This is a genomic window from Streptomyces sp. SCPE 10 (genome assembly GCF_051980735.1).
In the GTDB taxonomy this organism is placed as follows: domain Bacteria; phylum Actinomycetota; class Actinomycetes; order Streptomycetales; family Streptomycetaceae; genus Streptomyces; species Streptomyces misionensis.
Map to the genome: position 1 here is coordinate 5,074,212 of NZ_CP197069.1, position 20,152 is coordinate 5,094,363.

Annotated in this window: 21 protein-coding genes and 2 tRNA genes; 14 read left to right on the forward strand and 9 right to left on the reverse strand. The window is 71.6% G+C overall.

Translation table 11 applies throughout. The annotated features are described in order from the left end of the window. Positions 1-35 precede the first annotated feature (35 nt). The 3 genes from ACSP97_RS23580 to ACSP97_RS23590 all read left to right on the forward strand — a co-directional run bounded on the left by ACSP97_RS23580 (position 36) and on the right by ACSP97_RS23590 (position 2,313). Positions 36-109, forward strand: a tRNA-Met gene (locus ACSP97_RS23580). Between the two features lie 219 nt (positions 110-328). Then, complete coding sequence (locus tag ACSP97_RS23585; protein WP_440554136.1) at positions 329-2,167, forward strand: sel1 repeat family protein; 1,839 nt, start codon at positions 329-331, stop codon at positions 2,165-2,167. 72 nt (positions 2,168-2,239) lie between these two features. Next, positions 2,240-2,313, forward strand: a tRNA-Met gene (locus ACSP97_RS23590). A gap of 213 nt (positions 2,314-2,526) precedes the next feature. Here ACSP97_RS23590 and ACSP97_RS23595 read toward each other — a convergent pair. Then, the gene (locus ACSP97_RS23595; RefSeq protein WP_146465629.1) at positions 2,527-2,943 is read right to left on the reverse strand and encodes a Fur family transcriptional regulator; all 417 of its coding nucleotides are present in this window, start codon (positions 2,941-2,943) and stop codon (positions 2,527-2,529) included. Between the two features lie 145 nt (positions 2,944-3,088). Between ACSP97_RS23595 and ACSP97_RS23600 the strand changes: the two genes are divergently transcribed. Next, positions 3,089-4,543: a catalase gene (locus ACSP97_RS23600; RefSeq protein WP_358678275.1), complete on the forward strand. Its 1,455-nt coding sequence runs from the start codon at positions 3,089-3,091 to the stop codon at positions 4,541-4,543. Positions 4,544-4,681: 138 nt separating this feature from the next. On the opposite strand, the gene ACSP97_RS23605 is transcribed toward ACSP97_RS23600, so the two are convergent. Next, the gene (locus ACSP97_RS23605; RefSeq protein WP_355150528.1) at positions 4,682-5,104 is read right to left on the reverse strand and encodes a CBS domain-containing protein; all 423 of its coding nucleotides are present in this window, start codon (positions 5,102-5,104) and stop codon (positions 4,682-4,684) included. Positions 5,105-5,255: 151 nt separating this feature from the next. Beyond that, entirely contained in the window at positions 5,256-6,056 is an 801-nt protein-coding gene (gene hisN, locus ACSP97_RS23610; protein ID WP_355150349.1) for a histidinol-phosphatase, read from the reverse strand. Positions 6,057-6,249: 193 nt separating this feature from the next. Here hisN and ACSP97_RS23615 point away from each other — a divergent pair, with 193 nt between their 5' ends. Continuing rightward, positions 6,250-6,843, forward strand: coding sequence for a TetR/AcrR family transcriptional regulator (locus ACSP97_RS23615; protein WP_355150351.1), 594 nt, complete (start codon positions 6,250-6,252; stop codon positions 6,841-6,843). 106 nt (positions 6,844-6,949) lie between these two features. Here the strand turns inward: ACSP97_RS23615 and ACSP97_RS23620 are convergent, their stop codons facing one another. From ACSP97_RS23620 to ACSP97_RS23635, 4 genes are all read right to left on the reverse strand, one after another. Then, complete coding sequence (locus tag ACSP97_RS23620; RefSeq protein ID WP_070026832.1) at positions 6,950-7,273, reverse strand: DMT family transporter; 324 nt, start codon at positions 7,271-7,273, stop codon at positions 6,950-6,952. An 84-nt stretch (positions 7,274-7,357) separates the two neighbouring features. Then, positions 7,358-8,368 (reverse strand): ribosome small subunit-dependent GTPase A, encoded by a 1,011-nt coding sequence (gene rsgA, locus ACSP97_RS23625; protein WP_355150353.1) that lies wholly within the window; start codon positions 8,366-8,368, stop codon positions 7,358-7,360. A gap of 9 nt (positions 8,369-8,377) precedes the next feature. Beyond that, positions 8,378-9,718, reverse strand: a complete 1,341-nt coding sequence (gene aroA / locus ACSP97_RS23630) for a 3-phosphoshikimate 1-carboxyvinyltransferase (RefSeq protein ID WP_355150355.1) — start codon at positions 9,716-9,718, stop codon at positions 8,378-8,380. A gap of 58 nt (positions 9,719-9,776) precedes the next feature. After that, positions 9,777-10,499, reverse strand: coding sequence for a M50 family metallopeptidase (locus tag ACSP97_RS23635; protein ID WP_355150357.1), 723 nt, complete (start codon positions 10,497-10,499; stop codon positions 9,777-9,779). A 50-nt stretch (positions 10,500-10,549) separates the two neighbouring features. Here ACSP97_RS23635 and ACSP97_RS23640 point away from each other — a divergent pair, with 50 nt between their 5' ends. The 8 genes from ACSP97_RS23640 (at position 10,550) to ACSP97_RS23675 (ending at position 17,908) form a co-directional block, all read left to right on the forward strand. Then, entirely contained in the window at positions 10,550-11,365 is an 816-nt protein-coding gene (locus tag ACSP97_RS23640) for an SOS response-associated peptidase (protein WP_355150359.1), read from the forward strand. Between the two features lies 1 nt (position 11,366). After that, positions 11,367-11,993: an alpha/beta hydrolase family protein gene (locus ACSP97_RS23645; protein ID WP_358274118.1), complete on the forward strand. Its 627-nt coding sequence runs from the start codon at positions 11,367-11,369 to the stop codon at positions 11,991-11,993. Between the two features lie 255 nt (positions 11,994-12,248). Beyond that, positions 12,249-12,947 carry an RNA polymerase sigma factor SigR gene (sigR, locus tag ACSP97_RS23650; RefSeq protein ID WP_355150363.1) on the forward strand — a complete coding sequence of 233 codons (699 nt, stop codon included), beginning with the start codon at positions 12,249-12,251 and terminating at the stop codon, positions 12,945-12,947. Then, positions 12,944-13,243 (forward strand): mycothiol system anti-sigma-R factor, encoded by a 300-nt coding sequence (gene rsrA / locus ACSP97_RS23655; protein WP_146465641.1) that lies wholly within the window; start codon positions 12,944-12,946, stop codon positions 13,241-13,243. Before sigR ends, rsrA begins: the two co-directional genes overlap by 4 nt. Positions 13,244-13,459: 216 nt before the next feature. Beyond that, positions 13,460-14,440, forward strand: a complete 981-nt coding sequence (locus ACSP97_RS23660; RefSeq protein ID WP_440554142.1) for a tetratricopeptide repeat protein — start codon at positions 13,460-13,462, stop codon at positions 14,438-14,440. 73 nt (positions 14,441-14,513) lie between these two features. Continuing rightward, positions 14,514-15,164, forward strand: a complete 651-nt coding sequence (def, locus tag ACSP97_RS23665; protein ID WP_355150367.1) for a peptide deformylase — start codon at positions 14,514-14,516, stop codon at positions 15,162-15,164. A 288-nt stretch (positions 15,165-15,452) separates the two neighbouring features. Then, positions 15,453-16,538 carry an epi-isozizaene synthase gene (gene cyc1 / locus ACSP97_RS23670; protein ID WP_355150369.1) on the forward strand — a complete coding sequence of 362 codons (1,086 nt, stop codon included), beginning with the start codon at positions 15,453-15,455 and terminating at the stop codon, positions 16,536-16,538. Further along, positions 16,535-17,908: a bifunctional albaflavenone monooxygenase/terpene synthase gene (locus ACSP97_RS23675; RefSeq protein ID WP_355526102.1), complete on the forward strand. Its 1,374-nt coding sequence runs from the start codon at positions 16,535-16,537 to the stop codon at positions 17,906-17,908. The genes cyc1 and ACSP97_RS23675 overlap by 4 nt, the downstream gene beginning before the upstream one ends. Positions 17,909-17,936: 28 nt before the next feature. Here the strand turns inward: ACSP97_RS23675 and ACSP97_RS23680 are convergent, their stop codons facing one another. Beyond that, positions 17,937-18,899 carry a GlxA family transcriptional regulator gene (locus ACSP97_RS23680; RefSeq protein WP_440554145.1) on the reverse strand — a complete coding sequence of 321 codons (963 nt, stop codon included), beginning with the start codon at positions 18,897-18,899 and terminating at the stop codon, positions 17,937-17,939. 92 nt (positions 18,900-18,991) lie between these two features. Between ACSP97_RS23680 and ACSP97_RS23685 the strand changes: the two genes are divergently transcribed. Then, positions 18,992-19,234 (forward strand): hypothetical protein, encoded by a 243-nt coding sequence (locus tag ACSP97_RS23685; protein ID WP_355150375.1) that lies wholly within the window; start codon positions 18,992-18,994, stop codon positions 19,232-19,234. Here ACSP97_RS23685 and ACSP97_RS23690 read toward each other — a convergent pair. Further along, positions 19,147-20,103, reverse strand: coding sequence for a ribonucleotide-diphosphate reductase subunit beta (locus tag ACSP97_RS23690; RefSeq protein ID WP_239697933.1), 957 nt, complete (start codon positions 20,101-20,103; stop codon positions 19,147-19,149). The genes ACSP97_RS23685 and ACSP97_RS23690 overlap by 88 nt on opposite strands. Between the last annotated feature and the right edge of the window lie 49 nt (positions 20,104-20,152).

Below are 20,152 nucleotides of genomic sequence, written 5' to 3' on the forward strand. Positions count from 1 at the left end.
CCGTCCCGTGTCGTGATACGGTTGAGGAACAACGACGCGGGGTGGAGCAGCTCGGTAGCTCGCTGGGCTCATAACCCAGAGGTCGCAGGTTCAAATCCTGTCCCCGCTACTGCAATACGAAGGCCCGGATCCTCAAGGGGATCCGGGCCTTCGTGGTGTGCGGACACGTATCGGGGCGGGATCGGGGAAGGCGCCACCGGCCGCGCCGCCGTGAGGAGTTGGGCGGTATGTGTTTGACTTGTCGTCCTGTGGGCATGTCGACAAAACGCTGAAGTGACCTCACGGGGTGGGGTATACCGGGTGTACCCAGGTTGCGGGTGGTGCGACGATGGACGTTATGGGGGACAAGGCAACTCTGTTCGACTCAGGGCGATTTGTACAGACTTCTGGTGAGGGGCCGGCCCGCGACGAGATGGGCGACATGGCCGACGCCGCCGACGAGGTACGCCTCGCGCTCGCCGCACGCAACGGTGACGCGGAGGCCGCCAGCGTCCTCGGTGCCATGCTGCTGCGCCGCGGCGACCTCGAAGGGGCCGAACCCCATCTGCGGGCCGCCACCGCGGCCGGTGACCGGGCCGCCGCCAACAACCTGGGCGTCCTGCTGCACCAGCGCGGGTACCCCGACGAGGCCGCGGGCTGGTGGCGCATCGCCGCCGTCGCCGGTTCCGCCGCCGCCGGGCACGCGCTCGGCCGCTACCACCGCGAACGCGGCGACGAACCCGCCGCCGAGTACTGGCTGCGCCAGTCCGCCGAACAGGGCCACGTCCTCGGCATCTACGCGCTCGCCGACCTGCTGGAGCACCGCGGGGACGCCACCGCCGGGCACTGGATGCGGCTCGCCGCCGAGCGCGGGCACCGGGAGGCCGCCTACCGGGTGGCGCGCGCCCTCGACCGCGGGACCGGGCGCCTCGACGACGAGCACGGGACCGGGCGCCGGGACGCGGCCGCGGACGACGACACCGCCGAGGAGGCCGAGCAGTGGTACCGGCAGGCCGCCGCGCGCGGTCACCGGCGGGCCGCTCTGCACCTCGGGGCGATCCTGGAGCAGCGCGGCGAGCTGAAGGAGGCCGGGCGCTGGTACCTGACCGCCGCCAAGGACGGCGAACCGCGTGCCGCCTGCGCCCTCGGCTTCCTGCTGCGGGACGCCGGGGACACCGAGAGCGCGGCCGTGTGGTGGCTGCGCGCCGCCCAGGAGGGCGACGGCAACGCGGCCAACGCGCTCGGCGCGCTGCACGCCGAACGCGGCGAGACCCAGACCGCCGAGCGCTGGTACCGGGCCGCGCTGGACGCGGGCGACGACAACGGCGCCTACAACCTCGCCCTGCTCTGCGCCGAGCAGGGGCGCACCGCGCAGGCCGAGCAGTGGTACCGGCGCGCCGCCTACGCCGGGCACAGGGAGGCCGCCAACGCGCTGGCCATCCTGCTGCTCCAGGTCGGCGACACCTCCGGCGCCGAGCCGTGGTTCTCCAAGGCGGCCGAGGCCGGCAGCGTGGACGCCGCCTTCAACCTCGGCATCCTCTACGCCGGGCGCGGCGAGGAGGCGATGGCGCTGCGCTGGTACGAGCGGGCGGCCGCCGCCGGGCACACCGAGGCCGCGCTCCAGGTCGGCATGGCCCGGCTGCGCGAGGGCGACGAGCGGGCCGCCGAGCGGCATCTGCGCTGCGCCGCGGGGGGCGGCAGCGCGGAGGCGGCATACCGGCTGGCCACCCTGCTGGACGCCCGCCGGCCGCCGCGGCCCGCGCACGAACTGGGGGAGAGCGCGCACGAGAAGACCGAGTGCGAGGAGTGGTACGAGCGGGCCGCGCAGCAGGGGCACCGGCGGGCCCAGGTGCGGGTCGGCATGCTCGCCTCCGCGCGCGGCGACGTGGTGGAGGCGGCGCGCTGGTACCGGGCGGCGGCCGAGGCCGGGTCGCGCAACGGCGCCTTCAACCTCGGGCTGCTGCTGGCGCGCGAGGGCAGCGAGCCGGAGGCCGTGGTGTGGTGGACCCGGGCGGCGGACGACGGGCACGGGCGCGCGGCGCTGCGGCTCGCGCTCGTCTACGCGCGCCGGGGCGAGCTGGCGGAGGGGCAGCGCTGGGCGGCCCGGGCGGCGGAGCTGGGACCGGCGGAGGTCACGGAGCGGGCGGGGCGGCTGCGGGACGCGCTGCGCGAGGAGCTGTCGGCGTGAGTGGCCCCGGTCACTCGCCCCCGAATGGATTTGCTTCCGTCGGCTTCCCTCGCGTAGTGTCGTATTCACCGACGCGGGGTGGAGCAGCTCGGTAGCTCGCTGGGCTCATAACCCAGAGGTCGCAGGTTCAAATCCTGTCCCCGCTACTGAAGGCCGAGGGCCGGAATCCAGAAATGGGTTCCGGCCCTCGGTCGTATGCGGGCAGCCGCGGATGGACGGCGGGCCACGGGTGGGCGGCGAGCCATGGACGGGCGGTCGTCGGCGGGCGCGACTCTGTGCGGGCGCAAAAAGCGTGGCCCTGTGCGGGCGCAAAAAAAGAGGGGGCCCGCGGCCCCCCTCTCGCCTCGCGCGCGTTCGCGTCAGGCGCCCGCACACTCCGGGCACAGTCCCCGGTACGTCACCTCGACGTCCGACACCGTGAAGCCGAAGCGCTCGGTGTCGGGGAGGTCGGCGAGCGGGTTGCCCGTCGGGTGGACGTCCCGGATCGCGCCGCAGTGGGCGCAGACCAGGTGGTGGTGCGGCCGGTGCGCGTTCGGGTCGTACCGCTTGGCGCGCTTGTCCGTGGTGACTTCCAGGACCTCGCCGAGGGTGACCAGCTCACCGAGCGTGTTGTAGACGGTCGCCCGGGAGATCTCCGGCAGCTTCGCGACGGCCCGCGCATGGACCTCGTCGGCTGTCAGATGGACGTGCTCGCCGTCGAGGACCTCGGCCACCACGCGTCGCTGCGCGGTCATCCGCCATCCGCGTCCACGCAGTCGTTCCAGAAGGTCGCTCATGGCTACCAGCCTATCAGCAAGGGGGACCAGGACGGGAATAGGTGTGAGATTGGAATCCTGTTTGACTTGGATTAAGTCCAATGTAGGATCGGACTCGGCTTTGGCCAAGGGACAGGATTGGCCGGCGATGACGCAGGAGGCGCACGTGACACAGGGACCGCTCACCACGGAGGCCGGTGCTCCGGTGGCCGACAACCAGAACAGCGAGACGGCGGGCGTCGGCGGCCCCGTTCTGGTCCAGGACCAGCTGCTGCTGGAGAAGCTGGCCCACTTCAACCGGGAGCGCATCCCGGAGCGGGTCGTGCACGCGCGCGGCGCCGGGGCCTACGGCACCTTCACGGTGACCGCGGACGTGACGCCGTACACCCGCGCCGCGTTCCTCTCGGAGATCGGCAAGGAGACCGAGGTCTTCCTGCGCTTCTCCACCGTGGCCGGGAACCTGGGCGCGGCGGACGCCGTCCGCGACCCGCGCGGTTTCGCGGTGAAGTTCTACACCGAGGACGGCAACTACGACCTCGTCGGCAACAACACCCCGGTCTTCTTCATCCGGGACGCGATCAAGTTCCCCGACTTCATCCACACCCAGAAGCGCGACCCGTACACCGGCAGCCAGGAGGCCGACAACGTCTGGGACTTCTGGAGCCTGTCGCCCGAGTCGACCCACCAGGTGACCTGGCTGTTCGGCGACCGCGGCATCCCGGCGTCGTACCGGCACATGGACGGCTTCGGCTCGCACACCTTCCAGTGGAACAACGAGGCCGGCGAGGTCTTCTGGGTCAAGTACCACTTCAAGACCGACCAGGGGATCAAGAACCTCACCGCCGAGGAGGCGGCCGTCCTCGCCGGTCAGGACCCCGACTCGCACCAGCGTGACCTGCGCCGGGCGATCGAGCGGGGCGAGTTCCCGAGCTGGACCGTGGGCGTGCAGATCATGCCGGCGGCGGACGCGGCGACCTACCGCTTCAACCCGTTCGACCTGACCAAGGTGTGGCCGCACGCGGACTACCCGGTCATCGAGATCGGCAGGCTGGAGCTGAACCGCAACCCGCAGAACATCTTCGCCGAGGTCGAGCAGTCGATCTTCAGCCCCTCGCACTTCGTGCCGGGCATCGGCCCCTCGCCGGACAAGATGCTCCAGGGCCGGCTCTTCGCGTACGGCGACGCGCACCGCTACCGCGTCGGGATCAACGCCGACCACCTGCCGGTCAACCGTCCGCACGCCACCGAGGCGCGCACCCACTCCCGCGACGGCCACCTCTACGACGGCCGGCACGGCGGCGCCAAGAACTACGAGCCCAACAGCTTCGGCGGGCCGCAGCAGACCGGGCGCGCACTGTGGGCGTCGTACGACGGTTTCACCGCCGGCACCGGTGAGCACCCGACTCCGCTGCACGCCGAGGACGACGACTTCGTGCAGGCGGGCAACCTCTACCGGCTGATGACGGAGGAGGAGAAGGAGCGGCTGATCGCCAACCTGGCCGGGGCGATCTCCCAGGTCTCCCGCGAGGACATCGCGGAGCGCGCGATCGGCAACTTCGCGGCCGCGGACGCCGACTTCGGCAAGCGGCTGGAGGCGGCGGTGCGGACGCTGCGCGGCTGAGCCGGCGGCACGCTCCGCCTGCCGGGCGGGCCGGATCCCCTGGTGCTCGGGGTCCGGCCCGCTTCGCGTGCCCGGGGGCGCCGCCGGACGCGACACCGGAGTCCGGCCCCGGCCGGGCGGGGTTCCCGGGGCCGGGCCTCAGGAGCCGGCCCGGGCCAGTCCGGCGGGCTCGCGGCCGGGGAGCTCACGGTCCGGGAGCCAGCAGCGGATGATGTCCCGGACCGAGACGATGCCGGCGACCTCGCCGTGGTCCAGGACGATCAGGTGCCGGAAGCCGCCGTGGGTCATCGCCCGGGCCGCCTCCTCCAGCGTCCAGGTCGGCGCGGCGAAGACGACGTCGGTGGTGGTGTGCGCGTGGGCGCGCTCGGTGTCCGGGTCCTGGCCGAGGCCGACGGAGTTGAGGACGTCGCGCTCGGTGAGGATGCCGATGCCGCCGGCGTCCGGGTCGAGTACGACGGCGGCGCCGATGCGCCGCGCGGACATCAACGTGGCTGCTTCACGGAGGGTGTGGGCGGGGCCGAGGGTGAGGATCACCGTGCTCATGGCGTCGCGGACCAGCATGGGTGGGGCCACCTCCTGGAGGATCCGGGAACCTTGTCCCCGAATTCACAAATTCACAAGTGGGGGTGGTCTCAGAGTCTCAGGTCTGGGCCGGACCAACAAGAGGGCGCACGCGGACCGCCGGGGGGCGTGCGCAAGCGCCCCGCCTGTCTCACTGGCGCCGGTTGAGATACCCCAGCATCTCGTCGTGCAGCAGGCCGTTGGAGGCCGCCGCGTTGCCGCTGTGCGGGCCCGGGCGGCCGTCGAGCCCGGTGAAGGCGCCGCCGGCCTCCGTGACGACGATGGCGTTGGCGGCCATGTCCCACAGCGACAGCTCCGGCTCCGCGCACAGGTCCACGGAGCCCTCGGCGACCATCATGTACGGCCAGAAGTCCCCGTATCCGCGGGTGCGCCAGACCTGGCGGGTGAGGTCGAGGAAGCCGTCGAGCCGGTCCTGCTCCTCCCAGCCGGACAGGGACGAGTAGGCGAAGGAGGCGTCCGCGAGGTCGCTCACGCCGGAGACGTGGATACGGGACGCCGAGGTCAGATTGCGGCCGGTGAAGGCGCCGTGTCCCTTCGCGGCCCACCAGCGGCGGCCGAGCGCGGGCGCGGAGACGAGGCCGACGACGGGCTGGTAGCCGCCCTCACCGGCCTCCATCAGCGAGATCAGGGTGGCCCAGACGGGGACGCCGCGGACGTAGTTCTTGGTGCCGTCGATCGGGTCGATCACCCAGCGGCGGGGGCCGGAGCCCTCGATGCCGTACTCCTCGCCGAGGACCGCGTCCCTGGGGCGGGCGCGCTTCAGTTGGCCGCGGATGAGTTCTTCGGCCGCCTTGTCCGCCTCGCTCACCGGGGTCATGTCCGGCTTCGTCTCCACCTTGAGGTCGAGGGCCTTGAAGCGGTCCATGGTGGCGGCGTCGGCCGCGTCGGCGAGGACGTGGGCGAGACGCAGGTCGTCGAGGTAGTCCGGCATGTACGTCACGCTATCGGTCGAGGTCGGCGCGGGGCCAGCTAGGGGCTTCCCGGGCGGTTCGCGGTCGCGGCCGACGGTGCCGCCGCCTCCCGGGGCCCGGGGAGCCGGGCGGCCGGCCCTTCCCTCCCCCCTTGACACCTCCCGAAAGCCCGTCAAATCTGGGCGGAACGCCCTTCGGTCCAGGGAGGCGAGGATGGCCGCTGCCCGGGAGTTGCTGCTGGACGCCGCTTTCATGGCGCTCGACCGCCGGCCCTGGCCGGCGGTGCGGATGGTGGAGGTGGCCGCCGCGGCGGGCGTGTCCCGGCAGACGCTCTACAACGAGTTCGGCAGCAAGGACGGCCTCGCGCGGGCGCTGGTGCGCCGGGAGACCGAGGGATATCTCGCCGGGGTGGAGCGGGCCCTCGCCGGCACCGGCGGCACCTGGGAGCGGCTCACCGCGACCGCCGAGTGGACGACCGCGGCGGCCCGGGACAACGCCCTGGTCCGGGCGTTGCTCACCGGCTGCTGGAGCGAACGGCTGCCCCGGCCGTGGCGCGACCCGGTCCGGGTACCGGCCCCGCGCCGGGCGGAGCGGCCGCTGCCCACGCCCCCGGAGCTCGTCCGGATGGTCCGCGACCGTGCCGTCATCGCGCTCGCCGCACCCGGCACGAGCGGCGCGGCCACCGCCGAACTCGCCCGTTCCTGCGAGCTCGTCGTGCGTCTCGCCCTCTCTTGCGTGGCGGCGCCGCCGGCCGAGGGCGGGGTCGCCGAACTGGTCCGGGCCGTGGTGCCGCACCCCGCGCGCTGAGCCGGCCCCGGCACCCCGCGGCGAGCCACCCGGCACAGGAGGGCGACGGTCGACCCGGCCGCAAGGCACCGCTGACCCGAGCCGACCTGATCCGGAAGAAAGGCCCCTAGTGCGCCGAGCCCGACAGTTGCAGGCCGATGATGCCCACGATCACGAAGGCGATGGAGACGAGCTTCAGGGTGGAGACCACGTCGCCGAGGAAGATCATGCCGTAGATCGCGGTGCCGGTCGCACCGATGCCGGTCCACACCGCGTAGGCCGGACCGACGTCGAGTTTGCGCAGGGAGAGGGTCAGCAGTCCGAAGCTGCCGAGGGCGAAGGACGCGAAGGCGATCGTCGGCCACAGCCGGGTGAAGCCGTGGGACAGCTTGAGGCACACGGCGAAGCCGGTCTCCAGCATCCCGGCCACGATGACCAGCAGCCACGCCATGCGCTGTCCTCCCGTTGATCCAGAACCCCGACCCGGTGTGATTATGCACGTGCCGCACCCCCGGCCGGGCGTACAACGCGAAGGTCAGTCGCCCTCCGTGCGCTCCCGCGTCGACAGCAGCCGCCGCAGCGAGTACAGCCGCGCCGGGTCCGCGTGCCCCGCCTCCACCCACGCGTCCAGCGCGCAGTCCGGCTCGTCGTGGCTGCACGCGCGCGGGCAGTCCGCGGTGCCCGGCTCCAGGTCCGGGAAGGCGTGGATGACCCGGGACGGATCGATGTGCGCCAGGCCGAAGGACCGCACCCCGGGGGTGTCGACCACCCAGCCGTCCGCCTTCGCCAACGGCAGCGCGAGCGCCGACGTGGTGGTGTGCCGGCCGCGCCCCGTCACCGCGTTGACGTGTCCCGTCGTACGCCGCCGCTCCTCGGGCACCAGCGCGTTCACCAGCGTCGTCTTGCCCACGCCCGAGTGGCCCACGAACGCGGTGATCCGGCCCCCGAGATGCTCGCGCACCCGGTCCGCCGCGTCCCCGTTCTCCAGTTCGTCGCGGCTGGTCACCACGTAGGGGATGTCCAGATCGCCGTACAGCTCCAGGAGTTCGTCCGGCGGGGCCAGGTCCGACTTGGTCAGCACCAGCAGCGGTTCGAGCCCGCCGTCGTAGGCGGCGACCAGACAGCGGTCGATCAGCCGGGGCCGGGGCTCGGGGTCCGCGAGGGCCGTGACGATCGCCAGCTGGTCGGCGTTGGCGACCACCACCCGCTCGAACGGGTCGTCGTCGTCCGCCGTGCGCCGCAGCACCGAGGAGCGCGCCTCGATCCGCACGATCCGCGCGAGCGTGTCCTTGTCGCCGGACAGATCGCCGACCAGCGCCACCCGGTCGCCGACCACCGCGGCCTTGCGGCCCAGCTCCCGCGCCTTCATCGCCGTCACGACCCGGTCCTCGACCAGGCAGGTCAGCCGCCCGCGGTCCACGGTGAGGACCAGTCCCTCGGCCGCGTCCTCGTGCTTGGGCCGGATGTTGGTCCGCGGCCGGTTGCCCTTGCGGTTGGGGCGCGTGCGGATGTCGTCCTCGTCGGTGTGCTTGCCGTAGCGGCGCATGGCGTGTCCCTACTGCCCGAGCATCCCGGTCCACAGCTCGGGGAAGTCCGGCAGGGTCTTCGCCGTCGTCGCGATGTTCTCGATGCGCACGCCCTCGACCGCCAGGCCGATGATCGCGCCGGCGGTGGCCATGCGGTGGTCCTCGTAGGTGTGGAAGGTGCCGCCGTGCAGCGGGCGCGGGCGGATGTGCAGCCCGTCGGCCGTCTCCGTGACGTCGCCGCCGAGCTCGTTGATCTCCTTGGTGAGCGCGGCCAGCCGGTCCGTCTCGTGCAGCCGCAGATGGGCCACGTTGCGCAGGGTCGAGGGGGAGTCGGCGAGCGCGGCGACGGCCGCGATGCCCGGGGTCAGCTCGCCGACGTCACCGAGGTCGACGTCGATGCCGTGGACGGCACCGGAACCCGTGAACACCAGGCCGAACTCGGTCAGTTCGCAGGAGCCTCCCATCTCGGTGAAGATCTCCCGCAGCTGGTCGCCCGGCTGAGTGGTGCGCTCGGGCCAGTCCGGGATCAGCACCTTGCCGCCCGTCACCAGCGCCGCCGCCAGGAACGGCTGCGCGTTGGACAGGTCCGGCTCGATCGTCAGGTCCCGGCCGAGCAGCGCGCCCGGCGTCACCCGCCACACGTTCGGCTCGCCGCCCGACTCCGGGGTGTCCACCTGGGCGCCGACCGCGCGCAGCATGTCCACCGTCATCCGGATGTGCGGCAGGGAGGGCAGCGTCGCGCCCGTGTGCCGGACCTCCACGCCCTGGTTGAAGCGCGGCGCGGACAGCAGCAGGGCGGAGACGAACTGCGAGGAGGACGACGCGTCGATGGAGACCGTGCCGCCGTCCAGCGCCCCGCCGCCGTGCACGGTCATCGGCAGCGCGCCCCGGCCGTCGTCGTCGATCCGGGCGCCCAGCACCCGCAGCGCGTCGATCACGCCGTGCAGGGGGCGCTCGTACGACCGCGGGTCGCCGTCGAACCGGATCGGACCGTCGGCCAGCGCGGCCACCGGAGGCAGGAAGCGCATCACGGTGCCGGCGTTGCCGACGTCCACCGTGGCCGGGCCGTGCAGCCCGGTCGGCAGCACCCGCCACGCCTCGCCGGCGGCGTCGGAGCCGGCCGCGACGGAGGAGCTGGACGACACCGTCTCCTCGATCTCCACGCCCATGGCCCGCAGCGCCTCCGCCATCAGCAGGGTGTCGCGGGAGCGCAGCGGGCGGCGCAGCCAGCCGGGCTCGGAGGCGAGGGCGGCCAGCACCAGGGCGCGGTTGGTGACCGACTTGGACCCCGGCACGTGGACCGTGGCGTCGACGGCTCCGCTCGCGTGCGGGGCGGGCCAGAGGGCGGAGGAGGCGGTGTTCGGGACCATGGGCCCACTTTATAAGGCTTTATGAGAAGGGCCGCAGGCCAAATCTTCCGGGGCGGTCTCAGACCTCCAGCAGCCAGCGGCCCCCGCCGATCAGCGAGCACAGCGCCACCGCGTGGAACAGGAACAGCCACAGGCCCGCCGGGACGTGCGTCAGCCGCGACAACTGGTCCGCGTCCGAGTCCCCGGCGTCGCCGCGCCGGCGCTTGCTCTGCAGCTCGAACGGCGGCCGTACGCCCCCGACCAGCAGGAACCACACGACGGCGTACGCGAACGCCGCCTGCACCTGCGGCCCGGCGAGCCAGGACACCAGCAGGAACGCGCCGCCCGCGAGCACCACGGTCAGCACGCCGTACGCGTTGCGGATCATCACCAGCATCACCGCCAGCAGCGCCGTGGCCACCCACAGCAGCAGCGTGATGCGGCCCGTGGCCAGCAGCGCGGCGCCGCCGAGACCCAGCAGCGAGGGGGCGGTGTAGCCCGCCGCCGCGGTGAGGATCATGCCGAGCCCGTACGGCTTGCCGCGGCTCACCGTGAGCCCGCTGGTGTCCGAGTGCAGCCGGATGCCGGTGAGCTGCCGGCCGGTGAGCAGGGCGATCAGCCCGTGGCCGCCCTCGTGCGCGATGGTGATCGCGTTGCGCGATATCAGCCACAGCGGGCGCGGGGCGATCACCGCCAGCGCGGCGGCCAGGGTGGCGAGCACCACCCACAGGGCGGGGTCGGGCTGGGTGCCGGTGAGCCGGTCCCAGAGGTCGGGGAGCGCGGTGGCGGCGAGGTCGTTCATGTGTCCGAGTGGCTCCCTGGGTCGGTGCGGAGTCTGGCAGTGTGGCACGTATGTGCGGACGGTATGCAGCCAGTCGGAGGCCCGAGGACCTCGCCCAGGTCTTCGGGATCGAGAGGTGGGAGCCCGAGGAGGCCCTGGAGCCGGACTACAACGTGGCCCCCACCAAGGAGGTCCACGCGGTACTCGACCGCCCCTTGAAAGACGCCGACTCGCCGCGCCCGGTTCGCCAGCTGCGCCGGCTGCGGTGGGGCCTGGTGCCGTCCTGGGCCAAGACCCCCGAGGGCGGCGCCCGGATGATCAACGCCCGCGCGGAGACCGTGCACGAGAAGCCCGCCTACCGCCGTGCCTTCGCCGCCCGCCGGTGCATCCTGCCCGCCGACGGTTACTACGAATGGGTGACCGGGCAGCAGGAGCGGGACCTGGAGGTCGAGGGGAAGAAGAAGCGGCCCCGCAAACAGCCGTACTTCGTGCTGCCCGCCGACGGCTCGGTGTTCGCGATGGCCGGCCTCTACGAGTTCTGGCGCGACCGGACGCTGCCCGACGACCACCCCCAGGCCTGGTGGGTCACCTGCTCGGTGATCACCACGGAGGCCGAGCGGACCCCGCTGGCCGTCGCCCCGGCCGAGGGCCCCCGCTCGCTCGCGGACATCCACCCCCGGATGCCGCTGATGCTCACCCCGGACCGCTGGGACGCCTGGCTGGACCCCTCCCGCACCGACCCGGAGGAGCTGCGCGCCCTGCTCGCCCCGCCCCCGCCGGGGCTGATGCGCGCCTACCCGGTCGCCACCGCCGTCAGCAACGTCCGCAACAACGGACCGGAGCTGCTGAAGGAGCTGGAGGGCCCGGAAGAGGGCACACTCTTCTAGCGTGATCGAGATTGTCGAGACCGACACCGGAACCGCCCGCATCACCTGGCACCGGGCGACGGACCCCCGGGCCGTCCTCGCGCTGAGCCACGGCGCCGGCGGCGGCATCGAGGCCCGCGACCTCCAGGCCCTCGCGGCCGCCCTGCCCGCGCACGGCGTGACCGTCGCCCTGGTCGAGCAGCCCTGGCGGGTGGCCGGCAAGAAGGTGGCGCCCGCCCCCAAGACGCTGGACGCCGGGTGGCGGGGGATCTGGCCCTCGCTGTCCGGGATGGAGCTGCCGGTGATCTCCGGGGGCCGCAGCGCCGGCGCCCGCGTCGCCTGCCGCACGGCCACCGAGCTGGACGCCCGCGCGGTGCTCGCGCTGAGCTTCCCGCTGCACCCGCCGGGCAAGCCGGAGAAGTCCCGGGCACAGGAGCTGCTGGGCACCGGCAGGCCCACCCTCGTCGTCCAGGGCGGCAGCGACCCCTTCGGCAGGCCCGCCGAGTTCCCCGAGGGCGACTTCCGGCTGATCGAGGTGCCGTACGGCGATCACGGCTTCGCGGTGCCCAAGCGCGCGGACATCACCCAGGAGCGGGCCCTGGAGGTCATCACGGAGGGGGTCGCCGAGTGGACCGCGTCACTCGGGTGACGGCCGGGAATGCCGCGCGGGGCGGCGCTGTTGAGGCGGACAGAAGTGCTGAGGCCTCGGCACCGACGTCGTGGGAAGGAAGTCCGCCGCATGGGTTCGACCATCTGCCCGGCCCGGCAGTCCAGTACCGAACTGGACTGGACGGTGTTCCACGCGCCCAAGGCCGGCCCTATTCGAGGGGCGGCGGGCGAGGGTCGTGTTCTATCCTCCGAAACGAGTGGGACCGGTTTCGGTGCCACCCGGGATCTTGAGGAGGTGGGTCCGGTCACTGGGACCGACGCGGGGACCGACAACGGCGGCCAGGCGGAGCAGCCCGAGGGCCGGGGCGCGGACGCGGGGGCATTCTCCGAGTCGACCGCGGAGCGCACCGCGCGCTTCGAGCGGGACGCGCTCGAATTCCTGGACCAGATGTACTCGGCCGCCCTGCGCATGACGCGCAACCCGGCCGACGCCGAGGACCTCGTGCAGGAGACGTATGCCAAGGCCTACGCGTCCTTCCACCAGTTCCGCGAGGGCACCAACCTCAAGGCGTGGCTGTACCGGATCCTCACCAACACGTTCATCAACTCCTACCGCAAGAAGCAGCGCGAGCCGCAGCGTTCGGCGGCGGAGGAGATCGAGGACTGGCAGCTCGCCCGTGCCGAGTCGCACATGTCGACGGGGCTGCGCTCCGCCGAGTCGCAGGCGCTCGACCACCTGCCCGACTCGGACGTGAAGGAAGCGCTCCAGGCCATCCCCGAGGAGTTCCGCATCGCCGTGTATCTCGCCGATGTCGAGGGGTTTGCCTACAAGGAGATCGCGGACATCATGGGGACACCCATCGGTACGGTGATGTCCCGGCTGCACCGGGGCCGCCGTCAACTGCGCGGCATGCTGGAGGACTACGCCCGTGAGCGCGGGCTGGTCCCGGCGGGCGCGGGAGAGTCGAACGAAGCGAAAGGCTCGGGCTCATGAGCTGCGGAGAGCCGCACGAGACGGACTGCGGTGAGGTCCTGGACCATCTGTACGAGTTCCTCGACAGCGAGATGCCGGACGTCGATCGCGACAAGTTCCGGCACCACTTCGAGGAATGCTCGCCGTGCCTGGAGAAGTACGGCCTGGAGCAGGCCGTGAAGAAGCTGGTCAAGCGGTGCTGCGGCCATGACGACGTGCCCGCCGACCTGCGCGCCAAGGTCATGGGGCGGCTCGATCTGCTCCGCTCCGGGCAGCCCGCGCCCGACCACGACATCACCACCGCCCAGGACGGCTGACCGCCCCGGGCCCGGTTCCCGCCCCTGCGCGGACGCCCGGGCCCCCGGTGACGCACACCGCCGGGAGACGTACGGCACTGTCTGATCCCACCCGCGCCTGGGTAACCCATGGGTAATGAGCGCCGTTCCCACCGCACGTGGTTGGATGCGAAGGAGAGGGCGCCCGGGGGCACAAGCCAGCCCACTGTGCGGAACCGGAACTGGCAGGCGGGAATCGTGAGGATCTTCGGCAAGGGACGGCACCGGCCCTCCGCCTCCTGGCGGCAGGCCACCGACCGCGCGTTCACGCTCATCGGCGACGGCCGGTACGAGGACGCGGGCGAACTGCTGACCCGCGCCGCAGACCTGGAACCCTGGCTGTCCGAGTCCTGGTTCAACCTGGCGCTGCTGCACAAGTTCCGGCACGACTGGGAGCAGGCCCGCGCCGCCGGACTGCGCGCCGTCGCCCTGCTCGACCAGGAGTCCGGCGCGCCCGACTGGTGGAACGTGGGCATCGCCGCCACCGCCCTCCAGGACTGGCCGCTGGCCCGCCGCGCCTGGCAGGCGTACGGGCTGAAGGTGCCCGGGGGCGTCGCGGCCGCCGGGGAACCGCTCGGCATGGAGCTGGGCAGCGCGGCCGTACGACTCTCCCCGGAGGGCGAGGCCGAGGTGGTGTGGGGCCGCCGTCTGGACCCCGCGCGGATCGAGGTGCTGTCCATTCCGCTGCCCTCCTCCGGCCGGCGCTGGGGCGAGGTCGTCCTGCACGACGGCGTTCCGCACGGCGAGCGCACCACCTCCACCGGGCACAGCTACCCGGTCTTCGACGAGATCGAGCTGTGGGCGCCCTCGCCCGTCCCGACCTGGGTGGTGCTGCTGGAGGCGGCCACCGAGGCGGACCGGGACGCGCTGGAGCAGCTGGCCGCCGACGCCGGGTTCGCGGCGGAGGACTGGTCGTCCTCGGTGCGGCTGCTGTGCCGGATGTGCAGCGAGTCCCGGATGCCGTCCGACGAGGGCGAGGGGGTCCACCTGGACCCGCACGACCACAGCGAACCCGGTCACCCGGGCCCGCTGGGCCATCGCACCGACGGTCAGCTGTGGGTCCCGGAGCGCGAGTGCGGGGTGGCCGCGCCGCCCTCGCTGGTGCGGGGGCTGCTGGACGGCTGGGTGGCCGACAGTCCCGACTCGAGGGACTGGCGGGACTTGGAAGAGGTTTGCTGAGCAGCGGGTGACCGGCCACCTTTAGGCTGTACACGCAGAATTTTCCAGGCTTGCAGGAAGGCGTACGTCGGTCATGGCGCAGCAGGACACCGATCAGCAGCACGCGGGCGTGCTCCCCGTCGACGACGAGGGCTATGTCGTGGACACGGAGGACTGCGAGGGGCGCGAGAAGGCCTGGCGGGAGAGCGGGACCTCCCGCCCGATCACGGTCGTCGGCAACCCGGTGCTGCACAAGGAGTGCAAGGACGTCACCGAGTTCGGCGAGGAGCTGCGGCAGCTGGTCGCCGACATGTTCGCCAGCCAGCGCACCGCCGAGGGCGTGGGGCTCGCCGCCAACCAGATCGGCGTCGATCTGAAGGTCTTCGTCTACGACTGCCAGGACGACGAGGGCGTCCGGCACGTCGGCGTGGTGTGCAACCCGAAGCTCGTCGAGCTGCCCGCGGAGCGCCGCCGGCTGGACGACAGCAACGAGGGCTGCCTGTCGGTGCCCGGCGCCTACGCCGCGCTCGCGCGTCCCGACTACGCCGAGGTGACCGGCCAGGACGAGCAGGGCAACCCGATCAAGGTCCGCGGCACCGGGTACTTCGCACGGTGTTTGCAGCACGAGACCGACCACCTCTACGGCTACCTCTACATCGACCGGCTGTCCAAGCGGGACCGCAAGGACGCGCTGCGGCAGATGGCCGAGAACGAGCCGCGCTACCCCGTGGTCGCCAACGACTAGCCGACGTCGGCCCGTTGGGCGCCCGGCCGGGACCACCCCGGCCGGGCGCCCTTCTTCCTGCCCTTCCTCGCTCATCAGCGCGTCGTACAAGCACTCGCTTCCACTGCCGCCGGTGATCATCTCTCGGTCACACAAGAGGGGCTTCTCGGCATCTTGGGGTAGTGAGTGAAGCAAATCCGTTCCCACAGCGGTCAGTTGTGGTGCTGAATGGGAAGTGGGGGATAGGTACGGCGCGCGCCCGGCACATCCGAGGGCGGGCGTATCCGGCGGCTGAGAGGGGTTTGTTCTGTGCAAGCTTTCCCACACAGCACCACAGAGTCACCGACGGCGGTCGCGGTACCACCCTCACTGGCGCTCCCGGTGATCGAGTCCCGTTTTCCCCGGCGACTGCACCCGTATTGGCCCCGGCTCCAGGAGAAGACCCGGCACTGGCTGCTGGAAAAACGGCTGATGCCGGCGGAGAAGGTGCGCGAGTACGCGGACGATCTGCGCTACACCGACCTGATGGCGGGCTACTACACGGACGCCTCCGAGGACGTGCTCCAGGCCATTGCGGACTACAGCGCCTGGTTCTTCGTCTGGGACGACCGTCACGACCGCGACATCGTGCACGGCCGGGTGGGCGACTGGCGGCGACTGCGGCACCGGCTGCACGCGGCACTCGACGCCCCCCGGCACCATCTGCACCACCCGGACCCGCTGGTCGCGGGCTTCGCCGACAGCGTGCTGCGGCTCTACGGGTTCCTGTCGCGCACCTGGAACCAGCGGTTCGCCCGGCACTTCCACGCGGTCGTCGAAGCCTACGACCGTGAATTCCGCAATCGCACCCGAGGATACATACCCGGCGTCGAAGAATATCTGGCACTGCGCCGTCTCACCTTCGCCCACCGGATCTGGACGGACCTGCTGGAACCCGGTGCCGGATGCGAACTCCCGGAATCCGTCCGCAAGCACCCCGCCTACCGTCGCGCCGCCCTGCTCAGTCAGGAATTCGCCGCCTGGTACAACGACCTGTGCTCCCTGCCGAAGGAAATAGCGGGCGACGAGGTCCACAATCTCGGGATCAGTCTCATCACCCATGAGGGACTGACCCTGGAAGAGGCGGTGGACGCTCTCAGGCGACGCGTCGAGGACTGCGTCGAAGAATTTCTCGACGCCGAGCGCGAGGCCCTTGAATTCGCGGACGCACTTGCCGACGGCACGTTCCGCGGCAAGGAGTTGAGCACCGCCGTCCGTATCTGCGTCGGCAATATGCGCAACTGGTTCAGCTCCGTCTACTGGTTCCACCACGAGTCCGGCCGGTACAGGGTGGACAGCTGGGACGACCGCTCCACGCCCCCGTACGTCACGAACGAAGCGGCAGGTGAGAAATGACCGTCGAGTCTGTGCAGCCCCAGACCTCCGGTGCCCCGGCGCAGTTGCGCGAACCGCCCCTGGCCGGCGGCGCCGTGCCGGTGTTCGGGCACGGTCTCAAACTGGTCCGCGACCCGCTGGACTTCATGTCCCGGCTGCGCGACCACGGCGACATCGTGCGCCTCAGGCTCGGCCCCAAGACCGTGTACGCGGTGACCACCCCCGAGCTCACCGGCGCGCTCGCCCTCAGCCCCGACTTCAAGATCGACGGCCCGGTCTGGGAGTCCCTGGTGGGCCTGCTCGGCAAGGAGGGCGTGGCCACCGCCAACGGCCCCGTGCACCGGCGCCAGCGCCGCACCATCCAGCCGGCCTTCCGGATGGACGCGATCCCGGCCTACGGCCCGATCATGGAGGAGGAGGCACACGCCCTGACCGAGCGCTGGCGCCCCGGCGAGACCGTCGACTGCACCTCGGAGTCCTTCCGCGTCGCCGTCCGCATGGCCGCCCGCTGCCTGCTGCGCGGCGCGTTCATGGACGAGCGCGCCGAGCGGCTGAGCACCGACCTCGCCACCGTTTTCCGTGGTATGTACCGGCGGATGGTGGTTCCCCTGGGACCGCTGTACCGACTGCCGTTTCCGGCCAACCGCGAATTCAACCGTGCCCTGGCCGATTTGCATCTGCTCGTGGACGAGATCGTCGCCGAGCGGAGGGCATCCGGTCAAAAGCCGGACGATTTGCTGACGGCATTGCTGGAGGCGAAGGACGACAATGGTGAGCCCATCGGGGAACAGGAGATCCACGATCAGGTCGTGGCGATAATCACCCCCGGGGCCGAAACGATCGCGTCCACGATCATGTGGCTGCTCCAGGCGCTCGCGGAACACCCGGAGCACGCCGAGAAGGTGCGCGCGGAGGTCGAATCCGTGACCGGTGGCCGGCCTGTGGGATTCGAACACGTCCGCTCCCTCAGGCACACCAACAATCTCATCCTGGAGGCCATCCGGCTGCGTCCCGCCGTATGGATTCTGACCCGCCGGGCGACCGCCGACACCGCGCTGGGCGACTATCGCATTCCGGCCGGTGCGGACATCATCTACAGCCCGTACGCCATTCAGCGCGACCCCCGCTCGTACGACCGCCACCTCGACTTCGACCCGGACCGCTGGCTGCCGGAGCGGGCCAAGGAGGTGCCGAAGTACGCCATGAGCCCCTTCAGCGTCGGCAACCGCAAGTGCCCCAGCGACCACTTCTCGATGGCCCAGCTGAGCCTGATCACGGCGGCGGTCACGGCCAGGTACCGCTTCGAACCGGCCGCCGACTCCAACGACGCCGTCCGGGTGGGCATCACCCTGCGCCCGGACAACCTGCGGCTGCGGCCGCTGCCCTGGTAGGGCCCGGACGTCTCCCGCCGGCGCGTGCTCAGGCGGCCTGAGGGCCCCGGAACGCGCGCCGGTAGGCGTTCGGGGTGGTGCCGAGCGCCCGGACGAACTGGTGGCGCAGCGCGGCCGCCGTGCCGAACCCGGTGCGGGCGGCGATCGCATCCACGGTCTCGTCCGTACCCTCCAGCAACTCCTGGGCGCGCAGCACCCGTTGACGCAGGATCCAGCGGTAGGGCGTGGTCCCGGTCTCCTGCTGGAAGCGGCGGGCGAAAGTGCGCGGGGCCATGTGGGCGCGGGCGGCGAGCTGCTCCACGGTCACCTCCGCGTCCAGGTGCACCTCCATCCACACCAGCACCTCGCCGACGGTGTCGCAGGGCGCCTTGGGCAGCGGCCGCTCGATGTACTGGGCCTGGCCGCCGTCCCGGTGCGGGGGGACCACCATCCGCCGGGCGATCTTGTTGGCGACCTCCGGGCCCTGCTCCTTGCGCACCAGGTGCAGACAGGCGTCGATGCCGGCCGCGGTGCCGGCGGAGGTGATCACCGGGTCCTCGTCCACGTACAGGACGTCCGGCTCCACGGCGAGCCGCGGATAGCGCCGGGCCAGCTGCTCGGCATGGTGCCAGTGCACCGCGCACCGCCGTCCGTCCAGCAGTCCCGCGGCGGCCAGCACGAACACCCCGGAGCAGACGCTCAGCACCCGGCAGCCGCGCCCGACCGCCCGGCGCAGCGCGTCGAGGAGCTGCGGCGGATAGTCCCGCTCGGCGTAGCTCTCGCCGGCGGGCACGGCGATCAGATCGGCCTCTTCCAGCCGCTCCAGGCCGTGCGGGGTGGAGACGGTGAACCCGCAGTGGGTGCCGAGGTCGGGCCCCTCGGCCGAGACCACGGCGAAGTCGTACACCGGCAGTCCCTCGTCGCTGCGGTCGATGCCGAACACCTCGCAGACGACGCCCAGTTCGAAGGGGTGCACTCCGTTCAGCAGCACGGCGGCCACGTTCTTCAGCATGCGCCCAGTGTGCCGCAGTACTGGCAGTAAATCGAGGGTGTACGGCAGTCCTGCCACTCCCGGTCAGGGGCGTCCGGCAGGACAGTAGTGGCATGACTGGAAACCAGATCCAAGGCCTGATCGGAATGACCGCCACCCTCGGGATCCTGATCCTCCTGGCCCTTCCCTCCGTGCTCGGCGCCCTGCGCGACTGGCGCGTCGACCGGCAGATCAGGAAGGCCCAGGAGGCCCACGCGGAGCAGGAGGCTCAGAAGTCCTCGTCCAGGTCGACAGTGCCCTCCACCGCCACCTGGTACGCCGACGGACGCCGCTCGAAGAAGTTGGTCAGCTCCTGAACACCCTGGAGCTCCATGAAGGAGAAGGGGTTCTCGGAGCCGTAGACCGGCGCGAAGCCCAGCCGGGTCAGCCGCTGGTCGGCCACGCACTCCAGGTACTGCCGCATCGACTCGGTGTTCATGCCCGGGAGGCCGTCACCGCACAGGTCGCGCGCGAACTGCAGCTCGGCCTCGACGGCCTCCCGCAGCATGTCGGTGACCTCCTGCCGGAGCCGGTCGTCGAACAGCTCCGGCTCCTCCTTGCGGACGGTGTCGACCACGTCGAAGGCGAAGGACATGTGCATCGTCTCGTCGCGGAACACCCAGTTGGTGCCGGTGGCCAGACCGTGCAGCAGGCCCCGGCTGCGGAACCAGTAGACGTACGCGAAGGCGCCGTAGAAGAACAGGCCCTCGATGCACGCGGCGAAGCAGATCAGGTTGAGCAGGAAGCGCCGGCGGTCCGCCTGCGTCTCCAGCCGGTCGATCCGCTCCACCGAGTCGATCCACTTGAAGCAGAACTCGGCCTTCGAACGGATCGACGGGATGTTCTCGACGGCCGCGAACGCCGCCGCCCGGTCGTCCGGGTCGGGCAGGTAGGTGTCCAGCAGCGTCAGATAGAACTGGACGTGCACCGCCTCCTCGAACAGCTGACGGCTCAGGTACAGCCGCGCCTCGGGGGAGTTGATGTGCTTGTACAGCGTCAGCACCAGGTTGTTGGCGACGATCGAGTCACCGGTCGCGAAGAACGCGACCAGGCGGCCGATCAGATGCTGCTCGGCCGGGCTGAGCTTGGCGAGGTCGGCGACGTCCGAGTGGAGGTCGACCTCCTCCACGGTCCAGGTGTTCTTGATGGCGTCCCGGTAGCGCTCGTAGAAGTCCGGGTAGCGCATGGGACGCAGGGTCAGTTCGAAGCCCGGGTCGAGCAGGTTGGTGTTGCGT

What these genes read in the sequence shown, in the direction of transcription:
- ACSP97_RS23585 (WP_440554136.1), top strand. Translation starts at nt 329, where the DNA reads ATGGACGTTATGGGGGACAAGGCAACTCTGTTCGACTCAGGGCGATTT.
- ACSP97_RS23595 (WP_146465629.1), bottom strand. Translation starts at nt 2,943, where the DNA reads ATGAGCGACCTTCTGGAACGACTGCGTGGACGCGGATGGCGGATGACC.
- ACSP97_RS23605 (WP_355150528.1), bottom strand. Translation starts at nt 5,104, where the DNA reads ATGCTGGTCCGCGACGCCATGAGCACGGTGATCCTCACCCTCGGCCCC.
- hisN (WP_355150349.1), bottom strand. Translation starts at nt 6,056, where the DNA reads ATGCCGGACTACCTCGACGACCTGCGTCTCGCCCACGTCCTCGCCGAC.
- ACSP97_RS23615 (WP_355150351.1), top strand. Translation starts at nt 6,250, where the DNA reads ATGGCCGCTGCCCGGGAGTTGCTGCTGGACGCCGCTTTCATGGCGCTC.
- ACSP97_RS23620 (WP_070026832.1), bottom strand. Translation starts at nt 7,273, where the DNA reads ATGGCGTGGCTGCTGGTCATCGTGGCCGGGATGCTGGAGACCGGCTTC.
- rsgA (WP_355150353.1), bottom strand. Translation starts at nt 8,368, where the DNA reads ATGCGCCGCTACGGCAAGCACACCGACGAGGACGACATCCGCACGCGC.
- aroA (WP_355150355.1), bottom strand. Translation starts at nt 9,718, where the DNA reads ATGGTCCCGAACACCGCCTCCTCCGCCCTCTGGCCCGCCCCGCACGCG.
- ACSP97_RS23635 (WP_355150357.1), bottom strand. Translation starts at nt 10,499, where the DNA reads ATGAACGACCTCGCCGCCACCGCGCTCCCCGACCTCTGGGACCGGCTC.
- ACSP97_RS23640 (WP_355150359.1), top strand. Translation starts at nt 10,550, where the DNA reads ATGTGCGGACGGTATGCAGCCAGTCGGAGGCCCGAGGACCTCGCCCAG.
- rsrA (WP_146465641.1), top strand. Translation starts at nt 12,944, where the DNA reads ATGAGCTGCGGAGAGCCGCACGAGACGGACTGCGGTGAGGTCCTGGAC.
- def (WP_355150367.1), top strand. Translation starts at nt 14,514, where the DNA reads ATGGCGCAGCAGGACACCGATCAGCAGCACGCGGGCGTGCTCCCCGTC.
- ACSP97_RS23675 (WP_355526102.1), top strand. Translation starts at nt 16,535, where the DNA reads ATGACCGTCGAGTCTGTGCAGCCCCAGACCTCCGGTGCCCCGGCGCAG.
- ACSP97_RS23680 (WP_440554145.1), bottom strand. Translation starts at nt 18,899, where the DNA reads ATGCTGAAGAACGTGGCCGCCGTGCTGCTGAACGGAGTGCACCCCTTC.
- ACSP97_RS23685 (WP_355150375.1), top strand. Translation starts at nt 18,992, where the DNA reads ATGACTGGAAACCAGATCCAAGGCCTGATCGGAATGACCGCCACCCTC.
- ACSP97_RS23690 (WP_239697933.1), bottom strand. Translation starts at nt 20,103, where the DNA reads ATGCGCTACCCGGACTTCTACGAGCGCTACCGGGACGCCATCAAGAAC.